A 15,316-nucleotide genomic window follows, 5' to 3' on the forward strand; every position below is an offset into this window, starting at 1 on the left:
ACCCCGCCCGGATGGGTCAGCTACGGCGGCGCTGAGCGGTCGCGGCGCCGAGACTGAGCGAGGGGTTTGTCAGACAAGGAGTGGGAATGGGGCGTTCGCGGCGGCAGGACGCCGGGCTGCTGGTCCTCCGGGCCGGGACCGGCGGGGTGCTCTTCGCACACGGCGCGCAGATCGTGTTCGGCTGGTTCGGCGGGCCCGGTCTCGCCGCCAGTTCCGTCGGCATGGAACGGATGGGGTTCCGCCCCGGCCGCCCCAGCGCGCTGGTGGCCGGGGGCGGCCAGGTGGTCAGCGGCACGCTGCTCGCGGCCGGCCTGGCCACGCCCGTCGCCGGCGCGGTGGCCGCCGGGGCGATGGCGGGGGCTGCGGCCGTGCACGCGCCGGCCGGGTTCTTCGCACTGGCAGGCGGCTACGAGTTCCCCGCGTTCCTCGGCTGGGCCGCCGCCGCGCTCGGGGTCTCCGGGCCCGGCCGGTACTCCGCCGACCATCTCACCGGCCACCGCCTGAACCGGCCCCGGCTGGCCGCCCTCGCCTTTCTCGGGACGACGGCCGCCACCTGCGCGGTGCTGCGTCGGCGTGCCGCCGTTCTCCAGCGGAGGGATCTGCGCCAGGACCAGGACCAAGGCCAGGACCGGCACCCGCATCAGCACCCGCACCAGGACGAAGGGCAGACGTCATGACCACCGCACCCGCCGCCGTCCCCCTGCGGGAGGCCGACGCCGAGGCCCGCATCGGCGGCGCCTGCTTCACCACCGGCCCGCCCGGACGCGTCGGCGTCGAACTGGAGTGGCTCGTCCACGACCGCATCGAGCCGCGCCGCGTCGTCCCCGCCCGCCGCGTCGACGCCGCGCTCGCCGCGCTGGAGCAGCCCGGGTCCACCGCGCTGCCCGGCGGCAGCCGGCTCACCCGGGAGCCCGGCGGCCAGATCGAACTGTCCACCCCTCCCGCCGCCTCCCTCATCGAGGCGGTGCGCGCCACCGCCACCGACCTGACCGTGCTGCGCTCCGCCCTGGCCGGCGAGGGCCTGACCACCGGCGGCCTGGGCCTGGAGCCCTTCCGCGACCCGCCCCGGGTGCTGCACGACCCCCGCTACGGCGCCATGGAGTCCTACTTCGACCGGGTCGGCCCGTGGGGCCGGCTGATGATGCGGGCCACCGCCTCCGTCCAGATCAACCTCGACGCCGGGGACGAGTCCACCGGCCCGGCCGGCTACCGCTACCGCTGGCGGCTGGCCCACCGGCTGGGCCCGGTGCTGCTCGCCGCGTTCGCCAACTCCCCGCTGTGGCGCGGCCGCCGCACCGGCTGGGTGTCGACCCGGCAGGCGGTGTGGGCCCGGATGGACCCCACCAGGACCCGCCCGCCCGACAACCACCCCACCGACGCCGACCCGCGCGCCGTGTGGACCCGCTACGCGCTGGACGCGCAGCTGATGTGCGTACGCCGCACCCCGCCCGCCGGCTGGGACGCGCCGGGCGGCGTGACGTTCCGCTCCTGGCTGCGCGGCGCGCTCGGCGAGCACCGGCCGCGCGCGGACGACCTCGACTACCACCTCAGCACCCTGTTCCCGCCGATCCGCCCGCGCGGCTGGCTGGAACTGCGCATGGTGGACGCGCAGAGCGGCGACCGCTGGGTGGTCCCGCTCGTCCTGGCCGCCGTGCTCATGGACGACCCCGTCGCCGCCGAGGCCGCGTACGCCGCCACCGAGCCGCTGACCGGCGGCCGTGCGCACCCGCCGGCCGCCGTGTGGCTGCGCGCCGCCCAGCGCGGCCCCGCCGACCCGGAACTGGGCCGCGCCGCCCGCGCCTGCTTCGCCGCCGCCGACCGGGCCCTGGCCCGCGATCCGCACGCCGCCGGGCTGCGCCGCGTGCTCGCCGACTTCGCCGACCGCTACCCGCGGCGCGGCCGGTGCCCCGCCGACGACCATCCCGACCCCGACCGGACGGCCGCCGCCCCCGCCCGCCGTGTCCAGCGGCACCACACCACCCACCAGGCCGACCGGCCGGCCGATCCGCCCATCGAGGGGCGGTTCCGGCCATGAGCGAGTACACCCTGCCCCGCGACCGCGCGCACGACGCCGACGTCCTCGCCCCGCAGGCCGTCCTGGAAGCCGCCCGGCGCCGCACCCTCGCACTCACCGACTGCCTGGACGACGACGAGCTCATGGCCCAGCACTCGCCGCTGATGTCGCCGCTGGGCTGGGACCTGGCGCACATCGGCAACCAGGAGGAGATCTGGCTGGTGCGCCGGGCCGGTGGCCGCCCGGCGCTGCGCCCGGACCTCGATGACCTGTACGACGCGTTCCGGCATCCGCGCGCCGACCGGCCCGCCCTGCCGCTGCTGCGCCCCGACCGGGCCCGCCGCTACCTGGGCGAGGTCCGCGAACAGGCCCTGGAGGTGCTGGACGCCATCTCCGGGCGCGCCGCGGACCAGGAGCAGGACCCGCTGCTGCGCCGCGGCTTCGTCTTCGGCATGATCGCCCAGCACGAGCAGCAGCACGACGAGACCATGCTCGCCACCCACCAACTGCGCTCGGGCCCGCCCGTCCTGGACGCGCCGCCGCCCCCGCCGGCCCCCTCCGACGCCGCGACCCTGCCGGCCGAGGTCCTGGTGCCCGGCGGCCCGTTCACCATGGGCACCAGCACCGACCCCTGGGCGCTGGACAACGAGCGGCCCGCCCACACCGTCGAACTGCCGCCTTTCTGGCTCGACACCGTGCCCGTCACCAACGCCGCCTACCAGCGGTTCATCGAGGAGGGCGGCTACCACGACGCCCGCTGGTGGCACCCCGACGGCTGGGAGCACCGGCGGCGCGAAGGGCTGGAGGCGCCCCGGTTCTGGCGGCGGGACGGCGCGTCGGGGTCCTGGTACCGGCGCCGCTTCGGCCGCGTGGAGCCGGTACCGCCCGAGCAGCCGGTGCTGCACGTGTGCTGGTACGAGGCCGACGCGTACGCCCGCTGGGCCGGCCGCCGGCTGCCCACCGAGGCCGAGTGGGAGAAGGCCGCCCGGCACGATCCGGCCACCGGGCGCGGCACCCGCTACCCGTGGGGCGACGACGGCCCCGAGCCGGGGCAGGCCGGGCTCGGGCAGCGCCATCTCCAGCCCGCCCCGGCCGGTTCGTACCCGGCGGGCGCGGCACCCAGCGGGGCGCGCCAGCTGCTGGGCGACGTGTGGGAGTGGACGGCCTCCGACTTCACGCCGTACCCGGGGTTCGCGGCCTTCCCGTACCGCGAGTACAGCGAGGTGTTCTTCCCCGCGCCCGGCGCGGCGAGCGCCTACAAGGTGCTGCGCGGCGGTTCCTTCGCCACCGACCCGGTGGCCTGCCGCAGCACCTTCCGCAACTGGGACCACCCGGTCCGCCGGCAGATCTTCGCCGGCTTCCGCACCTGCCGGGACGCCGCGCCCGCCGACGAGGGGAGACCCTGATGTGCCGCCACCTCGCCTACCTGGGCATCGCCCCGATCTCCCTGGCCGAGCTGCTCACCGCCCCGCCGGGCAGCCTGTACGAGCAGTCCTGGGCGCCGCGCAAGCAGCTGCACGGCACGGTCAACGCCGACGGGTTCGGCATCGGCTGGTACCCGGGCGATCCGCACGACGGCGGTGAGCCGGCCCGTTACCGGCGGGCCCTGCCGATCTGGAACGACCGCAACCTGCCCGAACTGACCGCCGCCATCTCCAGCACCGCCGTGCTGGCCGCCGTGCGCTCGGCCACCCCCGGCAGCAGCCCCGACGAGGCGGTGACCGCCCCGTACCGCTCGGGCCGCTGGCTGTTCTCCCACAACGGGGCCGTCGACGCCTGGGAGCGGCTGCCCCAGGATCTGGGCCCGGCCGCCGGTGCGATCACCTCCGCCGATCTGCTCGCCGGGGCCGGGCGCTGCGACTCCGCCCTGCTGTGGACCCTGCTGGCGCGCGCCCTGAACGCCGGCCGGCCGCCGGTGGACGCGGTGGCCCAGCTGGTGACGGCCGTCGCCGCCGTACGTCCCGCCGCCCGGCTGAACCTGCTGCTCACCGACGGGGACACCGTCATCGCCACCCGGCACGGCGATTCGCTGTGGTACGCGCAGACTCCGGGCCGGGTGCTGGTCGCCTCCGAACCCACCCCCGGGCTGACCAGCGGGGGAGCGGGGGACTGGCGGGAGATCCCGGAGGGCTCGCTGGTGCTGGCGACCCGGGCCGGGGTGCGCAGCGCCCCGCTGCCGCCCGGGCCCGCCGCCGGCCCCGGCCGGGGCCGTGCCCGCTCCGGCGCCCACGCCCCGGCACCCGAACCGTTGCTCACCGTGGAAGGGACGAACCCGTGATGGAGACCCCGCGCTTCACCCTGGAGAACCTGCTGCCCGCCGATCACCGGGCCACCTCGCTGGCCGAGGACGTACGCGGTGGCCTGTCCGGCACGCCCAAGACGCTGCCGCCCAAGTGGTTCTACGACGAACGGGGCAGCAAACTCTTCGACCGCATCACCCGGCTGCCCGAGTACTACCTGACCCGGGCGGAGCGGCAGATCCTGCGGGCCCGCGCCGCCGAGATCGCCGAACTCACCGCGGCCCGCGTCCTGGTGGAGCTGGGTTCGGGTTCCTCGCGCAAGACCCGGATGCTGGTGGACGCGCTGAGCGGGGTGGCCGCGGCGGGCCCGGCGGGGCCGCACCTGGGCACGGCCATGGACGTGGCCCTGGGACTGCCGCGGGCCATGGGGCGGGGCGGGAGGAAACGCCGCAAGGGCCTGGCCGGGGAGGGGCGCGCGGCGGAGGAGCGGGGCGCGGAGCCGGCCGCCCCGGGCACCGACACCATGACCGCGGACGCGCCGGTCGCCGACGACGCCGGGAACGGGGCGAGCGTCCCGCCGGCGGCCGGCTCCCCGGCGGTGCCCGCCGGGACGCTGGAGCTGTACGCCCCCATCGATGTGAGCGAGAGCGCCCTTCAGGAGGCGGGCGACGCGCTGTGCCGGGACTATCCGGAGCTGCGGGTGCACGCCACCGTCGCCGACTTCGACACCGGTCTGGTGCTTCCCGAGCTGCCGGGGCCCCGGCTGATCGCCTTTCTCGGCAGCACCCTGGGCAACTTCGACCCGGCCCGCCGCGCCGCCTTCTACGCCGAACTGCGCGCGCTGATGCGACCGGACGACGCCCTGCTGCTCGGCGTGGACCTGGTGAAGGACCCGGCCACGATGCGCCGCGCCTACAACGACGAGCAGGGCGTCACCATGGAGTTCAACAAGAACGTGCTGCGGGTCCTCAACCGGGAGCTGGGGGCGGACTTCGACCTCAACGACTTCGACCACCGCGCGGTGTGGAACGAGGAGGAGGAGCGGATGGAGATGCGGCTGTGGTCCCGCTTCTCCCAGACGGTCAGGATCCCGGCGCTGGGCATGACGGTGGACTTCGGCCGGGGCGAGGAGACGCGTACGGAGATCTCCACCAAGTTCCGCCGGGCCACCCTCACCGAGGAACTGCTGGCGGCGGGTCTCGCGGTGGACCACTGGTGGACCGATCCGCAGGACCGTTTCGCGATGCTGCTGGTCACTTCCCCGGGTTCGGCCACGGGTTCGGACGGCAGCTGACCCCGGTGCCGGGGGTGGTCAGGGTCTTGGTCTGCTGCATCATCACCGGGGCGAGCGCGCCTTCCTTCGTGCAGATGTGGTGGCCGTGGCCGAGGCGGTGACCGACCTCGTGGTTGATCACCATGTGGCGGTAGCCGGCGATGTCCTCGCCGAAGGTCTCCGAGCCCTGGGCGAACCGCCACGCGTTGATCATCACGCGCTCGGTGTAGGCCACGTCGCAGGAGACGTTGTCCTCCCAGGTGTCCAGGCCGACCTTGGCGCACCACTCGGCGGTCGTCCCCGGGCTGGCCAGGGTGATGACGAAGTCCGGGGAACCGGCGGAGATCCGGGCGAAGCCGCGCTGCCCGTCGTTGCCCCAGCTGCGCGGGTCGTTGAGGGTGCGGTGCACGACCTCGGCGAAGAACTCCGGGTCCACCGGCAGGCCCCGCTCCACATCGACCCGGTAGCGGTAGACCCGGGTCGCGTCCGGCTCGGCCGCCGGGTCGCTGCCGGGCACCGGGTCCAGCCGGCCGGAACCGGTCAGCCCCGGGTCGATCTCGATGACCGTCTCCAGCAGCTCCTCGTACCCGGCCGTGTCGGCGTCCCGCTGCCCGGCGTCCTCCCGCCCGGGGGCGGGGGTGGCGCCGCCCCGGGGGCCGGGCCGGGGCGCCGACGCCTCGACGGTACGGTCCCCGGTGCCGTTCTTCGCCCCGTGCGTCTCCTCGGGCAGCAGTCCCGCGGACGGTCCGGCGAGGGCGAGGAATATCACCGCCGAGGCCGCCGAGGCACCCAGGAACCAGCCGATCCGCAGTCTGCGCTGAGGGGATTTCATGGGGGGCGTTCACCGTCCCTCGGTCGACGAGCCGTCACCGATACTCTTCTTTGTCGACTGCCCGTTGGTAGCGCTATGCGATGAGACGGCGGGCGATGTCATCCATTTGGCCCTGGGTGAGCGGCACCGGGGTCCGCTGGTCGCCGGTGACGGTGACGGTGACGCTCTGGAAGTCGCTGAGCCGGAACTCCAGGGTCGACACCACCCCCGCGATCTCGATCCGGGACGAGGGCTTGGCCCCGTCCCCGTCCCCGTCCCCGCCCACCGCCGGGTCGGGGAGGGAGTGCGCCTGCGGCTCCCCGATCCGGCACGGTCCGTCCTTGGCGGTCCCGGGAGCACACGACAGCGGCTCCGGGAAGGCGGTGGAGTGGCTGTCCAGGCGGATGCCGAGGGTGAACTCCCCCGCGCGGTGCGCAGCGCCGCGGTGAAGTGCCAGGAGAAGACCTTCTGTCCCCGTCCCGGATACACGCTGCGGTCGGTGAGCGCGCCGAGGGTGAAGCCCTCCCCGTCCGCGTCCGCGCCCCCGTCCCCGATGGCGTCCGGTACCGACGCCAGCCGGTGCGTGGCGTACGCCGACACCGCCGCGAACGCGTCCCGGTCGTAGTCCACCGGTGCCGGTGCGGGCCACAGCCCGGACGCCGGCGCCGACTCCGGGTCCACCGGATCCGGCTCGACGGCGTCGGGGGTGGCCGCAGGGGCCGTCGTCGGGGCGTCGGGGGCGGCGGGCCCCGGCGGGGGCAGCGGCGGGGACGGCGACAGCAGGGCGGGCAGCAGCGTGCCCGACACGGCGATGACGGCGGTGGCCGCCACCGTGCCCACCAGGGTGCGCCGCCGTCTGCGCTCCCGGCGGGCCCGTCCGACCAGCTCGTCCATGTCCAGCCGCAGCGGCGGCTCGTCCGCCGTGGCGTTCGCCAGGATGTGGCGGACCTCCTCCTGGCCCCGTTCCGTCATGACGCCCACCCGTGCTGCCACACGCCGCCGGCGGCCGGCTGCGGGTTGCGGTTCAGGCCCAGATGCCGGCGCAGCGTGGAGAGACCGCGTGCCGTCTGGCTCTTGACGTTGCCCTCGGAACAGCGCATCGCGGCGGCCGTGTCGGAGACCGACAGATCGTCGAAGAACCGCAGCACCAGGGCGGCCCGCTGCCCCGGCGGCAGCTGGAGCAGCGCGTGCCGCACCACGGCCCGGGTGTGCATCCGGTCGGCGGCCTGGTCGGGGCCCGGTGCCGGGTCGATGACCTCGGGCAGGGTGGCGAAGCTCTGCTCGGCCCGGCGCCACGGCTTGCGCTTCTCGTCCAGCCAGGTGCGCAGCAGCACCCGCCGGACGAAGGGCTGCAACGCGTCGCGCCGCTCCAGCCGTGACCAGTGCCGGTACACCTTGATCAGTACGCTCTGCATCAGATCCTCCGCCAGATGCCAGTCCCCGCACAGCAGGTAGGCGGTGCGGCGCAGTGCGGCGGCCTCCTGTGCTGCGAAGTCCCGGAAGTGCTGTTCTTCGTGGCGGCGCATTCAGGCCCCCCTTTCACCCCCCACCACGGAGCGCCCGCCGGAAAGGTTGCATCGGCGGGCCCGGTGCGGGGAGAAACACGCGAAGGGGCGGCGCGGCGCGCGGGCTCCGGGCCCGGGCGGGCGGGGCACTCCGTCAGCCGGCCCCGCCCGGCGAGGCCAGGATCGCCGCCTCCTTGGCCGGGTCGATCCCGTGCTGGGCCCGGCGCGGATGGTCCACCGGAAGACCGCCGCCGTTCAGCCAGGCCCAGGTGTCCATCACCGTCTCCGCCAGCGGCCTGCACATCAGCCCGGCCGCCTGCGCCGCGTCCGAGGCCACCTCCCAGCCGCCGTCGATCGCCCGCCACAGCGGCAGTTCGGTCCACGGCCGCACCCCGTGCGCCAGCAGCACCTCGCTCGCCACCCAGCGCGGTTCGGCCCGCCGCCCGGTGACCGTCACACAGTCGTGCAGCAGCCCGCCCATCGTCTCCCGCCCGATCGGCGCCACCACGTTGTACGCCCCGCCGACCGGGCCCGCGGCGCCCGCGAGCCGCAGGGCGAAGGCGGCGACATCCCGAACGTCCACCGGCTGGATGGTCCGCCCGGGGCTGCCGGGCGCCAGCATCGGCCCGCCCCGGTGCGCCCGGTGCAGCCACCACGGCAGCCGGCCCACGTACTCGCCGGGGCCCAGGATCACGCCGGGCCGCAGCACCGCGGTGCGCCCGGTGCCGAACCGGTCGCCCACCGCCCGCTCGGCGGCGGCCTTGCGCGGCCCGTACCCCGTCCCGGCGGGCGCGAACAGCTCGCTGGACTCGGTGAGCGGCTCGGCCGGCCAGCCCCGGTAGGCGTTGACGGAGGAGACGAACACATACCGTCCGGCCACCGGCTCCAGCGCCTCGGCGCCCGCCGCGACCGCCGCCGGGTCGAGGTCGGCGGCCGAGCTGTCGATCACCGCGTCCCAGGGCCCCTCACTCGCCAGCCGCCGCAGATCGGCGACCCGCCCGCGGTCCCCGCGCACCGGCCGCACGCCGGGGACGTCGGCCCCGGACAGGCCTCGGTTGAAGGTGGTGACCTCCCACCCCCGCCGCAGGCCCTCCGCGACGACCGCGCGCCCCAGGAACCATGTCCCGCCCAGCACCAGAATCCGCATACGCATGCGAGGCATCCTGCCGCAGACCGCCGCGCGCTGCGCCTGCGGGCCCGGCCGGGGGACGGAAGAATGGCTGTCATGGAGGGAGCACCGGCCCACAGCAGGAGGGAAACCCCGCGCGAGCGCGACGACCGCAACTTCGCCGAACTGCTCCAGGAGCTGCGGGTCACCCAGACAGGCGTGCAGATCCTCTTCGCCTTCCTGCTCACCCTCGTCTTCACCGCCCGCTTCCCGGTGCTCGACGCCTTCCAGCGGGGCACGTACCTGACCACGCTGCTGCTGGCGATGGCCGCGAGCATCCTGTTCACCGCCCCCGCCGCGCTGCACCGGGCGCTGTTCCGGCGCGGCGCCAAGCGGCGCATCGTCGAGGTCTCCTCCCGCCTGGCCGCCCTCGGCCTGGTGACGCTCGCCCTCGCCCTGACCGGCGCGCTCCTGCTGGTGGTGGACGTGGTGGTCTCCCGTACGGCCGGGGTGATCGCCGCGGCCGGTGCCTTCGCCGCGTGCGCCGGGCTGTGGCTGCTGCTGCCCGCCGTGCTCGCCCGCCGGCTGCCGCCGCGCCCCGGCCACCGCCGCCGAATGCACGGCACGGAATTCCGCGCCCGGCGTCCTGGCCGGCCGCCCCGGCATCACACCTGAACTGCTGTTCCCTCGCAATCCGTTGGAAGAATCGCGCGGCGCCTCGGCATACTCCCGGAAGCACTCCGGCGCGGATTCCGTACCGCGACCGCGAGGCACGCCCGGCACATACCGAGGAGGCCGCATGGTCCGCACCATCGAATCCGCGTCACCCGCGTTGTGCCGGCTGCACCTGAGCACCGAACTGCGCCGGCTGCGCGAGGAGTCCCGCCTCACCGCCGGCGAGGTCGCCCGCCGCTTCCACTGGGCCGCCTCCAAGATGACCCGTCTGGAGACCGGCAGCGACGGCGTCGTCAAGCCCTCCGACGTCATGCTGCTGTGCCGCCTGTACCAGGCGGACGCCGAGACCGCCGCCCGCCTGGAGAGCTACGCCGTGGTCACCAAGACCAAGAAGGACTGGTGGCAGTCGCCCGAGTACCGCTCGGTGATCTCACCGGGCTTCCAGGCGTACCTGGCCCTGGAGGCCAGCGCCGCCCAGCTGCACAGCTACCAGTCCGAGTACGTGCCGGGGCTGTTGCAGACGGAGGAGTACAGCCGCGCCGTCCACCGGCTGGGCCCGGCCGACCTCTCCGCCGACCAGGTCGAGCGCCTCACCGCCGTGCGCATGACCCGCAGCGAGGTGCTGTGCCGCGAGGGCGCCCCCAAGCTCACCGCCATCCTCAACGAGGCGGTGCTGCGGCGTACGGTCGGCGGTCGCGAGGTGATGCGCGCCCAGCTCGACCACATCGCCTCGCTGGCTGCCGGGCAGCCGCACATCCGGGTGCTCGTCGTCCCGTTCAGCGCGGGCGCGCACGCCGGGATGAGCGGCCCGTTCGTGGTGATCCGCTTCCGCCAGCCGGGCATGCGACCCATCGTCTACCTGGAGAACCTCGCCGGCTCCGGCATCACCCGCCGCCCCGACGACGTGGAGAAGTACGCAGACGCCTTCAGCGACCTGCTCTCCAGCGCCCTCGACCAGCAGCAGTCGCTCCGGCTGATCAAGGAGGCGGGCAACGTCCTGTGACCGGCCCGCCGGTCACGATCCACCGCCCTCGCCGTCGTCCCACCGCCAGCCGGACACCTCCGGCAGATCGTCGCCGTGCTCCCGGATCCACCGCTCGTGCCGGAAACGCACATCCGCCATCCGCTGCCGTACGCCCGCCGCCCGCACCGCGAGCCCCGGCACCCGGTCGATCACATCCATCACCAGCCGGTAGCGGTCCAGATCGTTGCGCACCACCATGTCGAACGGCGTCGTGGTCGTGCCCTCCTCGCGGTAGCCGCGCACATGCAGCTGGTCGTGCCCGGCCCGCCGGTACGTCAGCCGGTGGATCAGCCACGGATAGCCGTGGTACGCGAAGATCACCGGCCGGTCGCGGGTGAACAGCGCGTCGTACTCACCGTCCGACATCCCGTGCGGATGCTCCTCGGCGGGCAGTAGCCGCGCCATGTCCACCACATTGACCACCCGCACCGAGAGCCCAGGCAGCTCCCGGCGCAGCAGCCACGCCGCCGCCAGCGTCTCCTGCGTGGGGACGTCCCCGGCGCAGGCCAGCACCACGTCCGGCTCCCGCCCGGTGCCCGCCGACTCCGTGCCGGCCCACTCCCAGATCCCGGCGCCGCGCGCGCAGTGTGCCCGCGCGCTCTCCAGATCCAGCCAGTCGAAGCACGGCTGCTTCCCGGCCACCACCACGTTCACGTAGTCCCGGCTGCGCAGCACGTGATCGGCGCAGGCCAGCAGCGTGTTGGCGTCCGGCGGCAGATAGACCCGCACCACCTCCGGGCTCTTGTTCAGCACATGGTCGACGAAGCCCGGGTCCTGGTGCGAGAAGCCGTTGTGGTCCTGCCGCCACACGTGGGAGGTCAGCAGATAGTTCAGGGAGGCGATCGGCGCCCGCCACGGCAGCCGCCGCGCGGAGCGCAGCCACTTGATGTGCTGGTTGGCCATCGAGTCGACGATGTGGACGAACGCCTCGTAGCAGGAGAACAGGCCGTGCCGCCCGGTGAGCAGATAGCCCTCCAGCCAGCCCTGGCACAGATGCTCCGACAGCACCTCCATCACCCGGCCGCCGTGCTCCAGATGCCGGTCCACCTCCAGCACCGCGCTCTCCCACTCCTTGCCGGTGGCCTCGTACACCGCGTCAAGACGGTTGGACGCAGTCTCGTCGGGGCCCATCAGCCGGAAGTCGCGGCGCGCCGCAGTGGCCCGCATCAGCTCGGTCAGCAGCGTGCCCAGCACCTGGGTCGGCTCGTGCAGCGTGCTGCCGGGCCGCGCCACCTTCACCGCGGCGGCCTCCAGCGGCGGAACCGGCAGCTCCCGCAGCAGCAGCCCGCCGTTGGCGTGCGGCGTGCTGCCCAGCCGCCGGGTGCCCTGCGGCACCTGGGCCAGTACGGCGTCCCGGGGCCGGCCCAGCTCGTCGAAGAGCTCCTCGGGGCGGTACGAGCGCAGCCAGGTCTCCAGCTGCCGCAGATGACGCGGGTTCTCGCGCACCCCGTCCAGCGGCACCTGGTGGGAGCGCCAGGTCCCGGCCACCGGCAACCCGTCCACCTCGTCGGGCCCGGTCCAGCCCTTGGGCGTGCGCAGCACGATCACCGGCCACCGGGGGCGCTCCCGCACCCCGCCCGCCGCGCCGCCGCGTGCCGCGCGCTGGAGCCGGCCGATCCGTTCCACCGCCTCGTCCAGCGCCCCGGCCAGCTCCCGGTGGACGAGTTCGGGCCGGTCGCCGGAGACGAACAGCGGGTCGTGGCCGTACCCGCGCAGCAGCTGTGTCAGTTCTTCCTCGGGCAGCCGGGCCAGCACCGCCGGGTTGGCGATCTTCCAGCCGTTCAGGTGCAGCACCGGCAGCACCGCCCCGTCGTGCACCGGGTCCAGGAACTTGTTCGCGTGCCAGGAGCCGGCCAGCGGCCCGGTCTCCGCCTCCCCGTCCCCGATCACGCACGCCACCAGCAGCCCCGGATTGTCCAGCGCCGCCCCGTACGCGTGCGCCAGGCTGTAGCCCAGCTCGCCGCCCTCGTGGATCGAGCCGGGGACATCGGGCGCCACATGGCTGGGAACCCCGCCGGGGAACGAGAACTGCCGGAACAGCCGGGCCATCCCCGCCCCGTCCCGGGGCACATCCGGGTAGACCTCGCTCCAGGTGCCGTCCAGCCAGGTCCCCGCCACCACCGCGGGGCCGCCGTGCCCGGGGCCCCACACGCACATCGCGTCCAGGTCGCGGGCCCGGATCACCCGGTTCAGGTGCGCGTGCAGCAGATTGAGACCGGGTGAGGTGCCCCAGTGTCCCAGCAGGCGCGGCTTGATGTGCTCGGGCCGCAACGGCTCCGTCAGCAGCGGATTGCCCAGCAGGTACAGCTGCCCGGCGGTCAGATAGTTCGCCGCCCGCCAGCGCGCGTCCAAGGCCGCCAGCTCGTCCGCGCCCAGGACGGCGGCGCGCCGTTCCACCGTGAGTGTCATGCGCACCGGGTAGCCGGGCCGGGTGCGCCTCAAACGCCGGTTTTCGCCCCTGGGGGCCGGGTACCCGCGGCGGATGTCGAGGCACACCGACCCGTACGCGGCCGCAGGTCCGGAGGCGGACGGCCCGTTCCTGCGGGTGACGCTCGCCTCCGGGGCCACCGTCCGCGTCGAGTGCACCGTTCCGCTGGACGGGGTACTGCGGCTGCGGCTCGCCGACCGCCCCGCCACCGTCCACCACCACGACTCGCCGGTGCTGCTGGACGCCCCCCGCCGCCCGGCGCGGCTGCACGCCACACCCGAGGGGGTGGAGATCACCGGGCCCGGCGTGCGGGCGCTGTGGGAACGCGGGTCGGGGCAGGGCTTCCACTTCGGCACCTACCACCGCTTCAGCGAGCCCGAGGCCGGCATCGCGCCGTTCCGCTCCGGCTACCGGCCCGCGACCCGGCACCACCGCACCGCCTCCTGGGTGGAGACCATCCACCTCAACCCGGGCCACTGCGTCTACGGCGGCGGCGAGAGCTACCAGGGCATCGACCTGCGCGGCCGGCGCCGCACCCTGCGCAACACCGAGGAGAACCGCGCCGCCGGGCGCGACACCGCCTACCTCAATGTGCCGCTGCTGTGGTCGGACGCCGGCTGGGGCCTGTTCGCGCACACCGGCGGGCCCGTCGACGCCGACATCGGCGCCACCCACGCCGAAGCCGCCCGGATCGAGATCGAGGGCGATGACCTCGACCTCTTCCTCATCAGCGGCGACGCCCCCACCATCCTGGACCGCTACCTCACCCTCACCGGCCGTCCGCACCCGCTGCCCGACTGGGCGTTCGGGGTGTGGATGAGCCGCTCCTCCTACTTCACCGCGGACGAGATGGTCCGCACCGTCGACGAACTCCAGGCCGCCGGCTGCCCGGTGGACGTCATGCACGTCGACGAGTGGCTGGCCGGCAACGTCCTGGAGGCCGCCGCCTGGACGTACGGGCCCGACCGGCGCCGCTTTCCGCGGGACTGGTCCCGGCAGCTGGCCCAGCGCGGGGTGCGCACCAGCCTGTGGATCAACCCGTACGTCAAACGCGGCACTCCGCTGGGCGACGAACTGACCCGGCGCGGCTACCTCGTCCGGGACGTGTACGGCGCCCCGGCGCCCACCGCCGACAACCCGGACTCCCTCGTCGTCGACTTCACCCACTCCGAGGCCCGCGAATGGTGGTGCGAGCGGCTGGCCGACGCGCTGCGCGAGGAACACGCGAGCGCCGTGCTCGCCGACTTCGGCGAGGAGATCCCCGCCGACGCGGTCTTCGCCGACGGCAGCCGGGGTTCGCAACTGCGCAACGCCTACGGGCTGATCTACCAGGAGGTGGTGCGCGAGGCGGGACTGCGCGCCCGCGCCGGGGACTTCACGGCGATCGCCCGCTCGGGCACGGCGGGCTCGCAACGCAACCCGGCGCACTGGGCGGGTGACATGCCCTCCAGCTGGAGCGGACTGGCGTCCACGGTGCGCGCCGTGGAGTCCATGGCGCTCAGCGGCTGCTCGGTGGTCACCCATGACGCGGGCGGCTACTACACGCCCGAGTCCTTCGAAGCGGCCTCCGTGGTGCGGCGGCGGATGACACCGGACGCCGTACCCACGGACGTGGAGCCCGAGTTGTACGGGCGGTGGGTGCAGTGGGCGGCGTTCTCCCCGATCATGCGGTTCCACGGGATGGGGCGCAGGGAGCCGACCGCCTACCCCGAGCCGGTACGGTCGGCCGCCATCGCGGCGTGCCGGCTGCGGCACCGGCTCGCCCCGTACATCGTCGGCTGCGCCGCCGAGGCCACCACGGAGGGCGGGATGCCCCTCATGCGGCCGATGCCGCTCGCCTTCCCCGAGGACCGGTGCGCCCGCGACGCGCAGTTGCAGTACCTGCTGGGTCCTGACGTGCTGGTGGCCCCGGTGCTGGAGCGGGGCGGGCGCCGCGATCTGTACGTGCCGCCGGGGGAGTGGCGGCAACTGCTGGGCGAGGGCTCCCTGACGGGGCCGGGCTGGCGGGAAGTGCGGTGCGGGCCGGCGGAGTTCCCCGGCTATGTGCGCGCCGGGCGGGAAATAGGACTGTGAAGCACCGGCGCGCGTAACGCAATGTATGCGCACGCTCGCTCAATGGAGTGATCTTGGTGGTCCGAGCGCCCGTCGGCGGTGCCCGGAACCGCATGCTGGACAGGGCGTGTGCCGCCCGGCATCCCAGCCGGCCCGTCGTCCCACGGGCACCGGTGCCCCTCCCCC

The 15,316-nt window shown here is 74.7% G+C and carries 13 protein-coding genes; 8 read left to right on the forward strand and 5 right to left on the reverse strand.

Features of this window, described 5'->3' with window-relative positions; genetic code table 11:
• Window positions 1–86 precede the first annotated feature (86 nt).
• The 5 genes from SXIM_RS20090 to SXIM_RS20115 are packed head-to-tail and all read left to right on the forward strand — an operon-like array spanning window position 87 to window position 5,548.
• Complete coding sequence (locus SXIM_RS20090) at window positions 87–677, forward strand: DoxX family protein (RefSeq protein WP_046724807.1); 591 nt, start codon at window positions 87–89, stop codon at window positions 675–677.
• The gene (gene egtA / locus SXIM_RS20095) at window positions 674–2,035 is read left to right on the forward strand and encodes an ergothioneine biosynthesis glutamate--cysteine ligase EgtA (RefSeq protein WP_030733506.1); all 1,362 of its coding nucleotides are present in this window, start codon (window positions 674–676) and stop codon (window positions 2,033–2,035) included. Before SXIM_RS20090 ends, egtA begins: the two co-directional genes overlap by 4 nt.
• Entirely contained in the window at window positions 2,032–3,420 is a 1,389-nt protein-coding gene (egtB, locus tag SXIM_RS20100) for an ergothioneine biosynthesis protein EgtB (protein ID WP_030733508.1), read from the forward strand. The genes egtA and egtB overlap by 4 nt, the downstream gene beginning before the upstream one ends.
• Window positions 3,420–4,292 carry an ergothioneine biosynthesis protein EgtC gene (gene egtC, locus SXIM_RS20105; RefSeq protein ID WP_046724808.1) on the forward strand — a complete coding sequence of 291 codons (873 nt, stop codon included), beginning with the start codon at window positions 3,420–3,422 and terminating at the stop codon, window positions 4,290–4,292. Before egtB ends, egtC begins: the two co-directional genes overlap by 1 nt.
• On the forward strand, window positions 4,292–5,548 hold the full coding sequence (locus SXIM_RS20115) for an L-histidine N(alpha)-methyltransferase (RefSeq protein WP_052385307.1): 1,257 nt from the start codon (window positions 4,292–4,294) through the stop codon (window positions 5,546–5,548). The genes egtC and SXIM_RS20115 overlap by 1 nt, the downstream gene beginning before the upstream one ends.
• Here SXIM_RS20115 and SXIM_RS20120 read toward each other — a convergent pair.
• The 4 genes from SXIM_RS20120 to SXIM_RS20135 form a co-directional block, all read right to left on the reverse strand.
• Window positions 5,508–6,359: a DUF3152 domain-containing protein gene (locus SXIM_RS20120; RefSeq protein WP_052385308.1), complete on the reverse strand. Its 852-nt coding sequence runs from the start codon at window positions 6,357–6,359 to the stop codon at window positions 5,508–5,510. The two genes, SXIM_RS20115 and SXIM_RS20120, sit on opposite strands and share 41 nt — an antisense overlap.
• 73 nt (window positions 6,360–6,432) lie before the next feature.
• The gene (locus SXIM_RS20125) at window positions 6,433–6,624 is read right to left on the reverse strand and encodes a hypothetical protein (protein WP_046724809.1); all 192 of its coding nucleotides are present in this window, start codon (window positions 6,622–6,624) and stop codon (window positions 6,433–6,435) included.
• Window positions 6,625–7,306: 682 nt separating this feature from the next.
• Complete coding sequence (locus tag SXIM_RS20130; RefSeq protein ID WP_046724811.1) at window positions 7,307–7,864, reverse strand: RNA polymerase sigma factor; 558 nt, start codon at window positions 7,862–7,864, stop codon at window positions 7,307–7,309.
• A 133-nt stretch (window positions 7,865–7,997) separates the two neighbouring features.
• Complete coding sequence (locus SXIM_RS20135; RefSeq protein WP_030733517.1) at window positions 7,998–8,990, reverse strand: NAD-dependent epimerase/dehydratase family protein; 993 nt, start codon at window positions 8,988–8,990, stop codon at window positions 7,998–8,000.
• A gap of 78 nt (window positions 8,991–9,068) precedes the next feature.
• Here SXIM_RS20135 and SXIM_RS20140 point away from each other — a divergent pair, with 78 nt between their 5' ends.
• Window positions 9,069–9,626: a DUF6328 family protein gene (locus SXIM_RS20140; RefSeq protein ID WP_107047026.1), complete on the forward strand. Its 558-nt coding sequence runs from the start codon at window positions 9,069–9,071 to the stop codon at window positions 9,624–9,626.
• 124 nt (window positions 9,627–9,750) lie between these two features.
• Entirely contained in the window at window positions 9,751–10,629 is an 879-nt protein-coding gene (locus SXIM_RS20145) for a helix-turn-helix domain-containing protein (protein WP_030733520.1), read from the forward strand.
• A gap of 12 nt (window positions 10,630–10,641) precedes the next feature.
• Here the strand turns inward: SXIM_RS20145 and SXIM_RS20150 are convergent, their stop codons facing one another.
• The gene (locus SXIM_RS20150; protein WP_046724813.1) at window positions 10,642–13,059 is read right to left on the reverse strand and encodes a phosphoketolase family protein; all 2,418 of its coding nucleotides are present in this window, start codon (window positions 13,057–13,059) and stop codon (window positions 10,642–10,644) included.
• A gap of 73 nt (window positions 13,060–13,132) precedes the next feature.
• Between SXIM_RS20150 and SXIM_RS20155 the strand changes: the two genes are divergently transcribed.
• Entirely contained in the window at window positions 13,133–15,151 is a 2,019-nt protein-coding gene (locus SXIM_RS20155) for a glycoside hydrolase family 31 protein (RefSeq protein ID WP_043177774.1), read from the forward strand.
• Window positions 15,152–15,316 lie beyond the last annotated feature (165 nt).

It is taken from the genome of Streptomyces xiamenensis (assembly GCF_000993785.3).
GTDB classification, from domain to species: Bacteria; Actinomycetota; Actinomycetes; order Streptomycetales; family Streptomycetaceae; genus Streptomyces; species Streptomyces xiamenensis.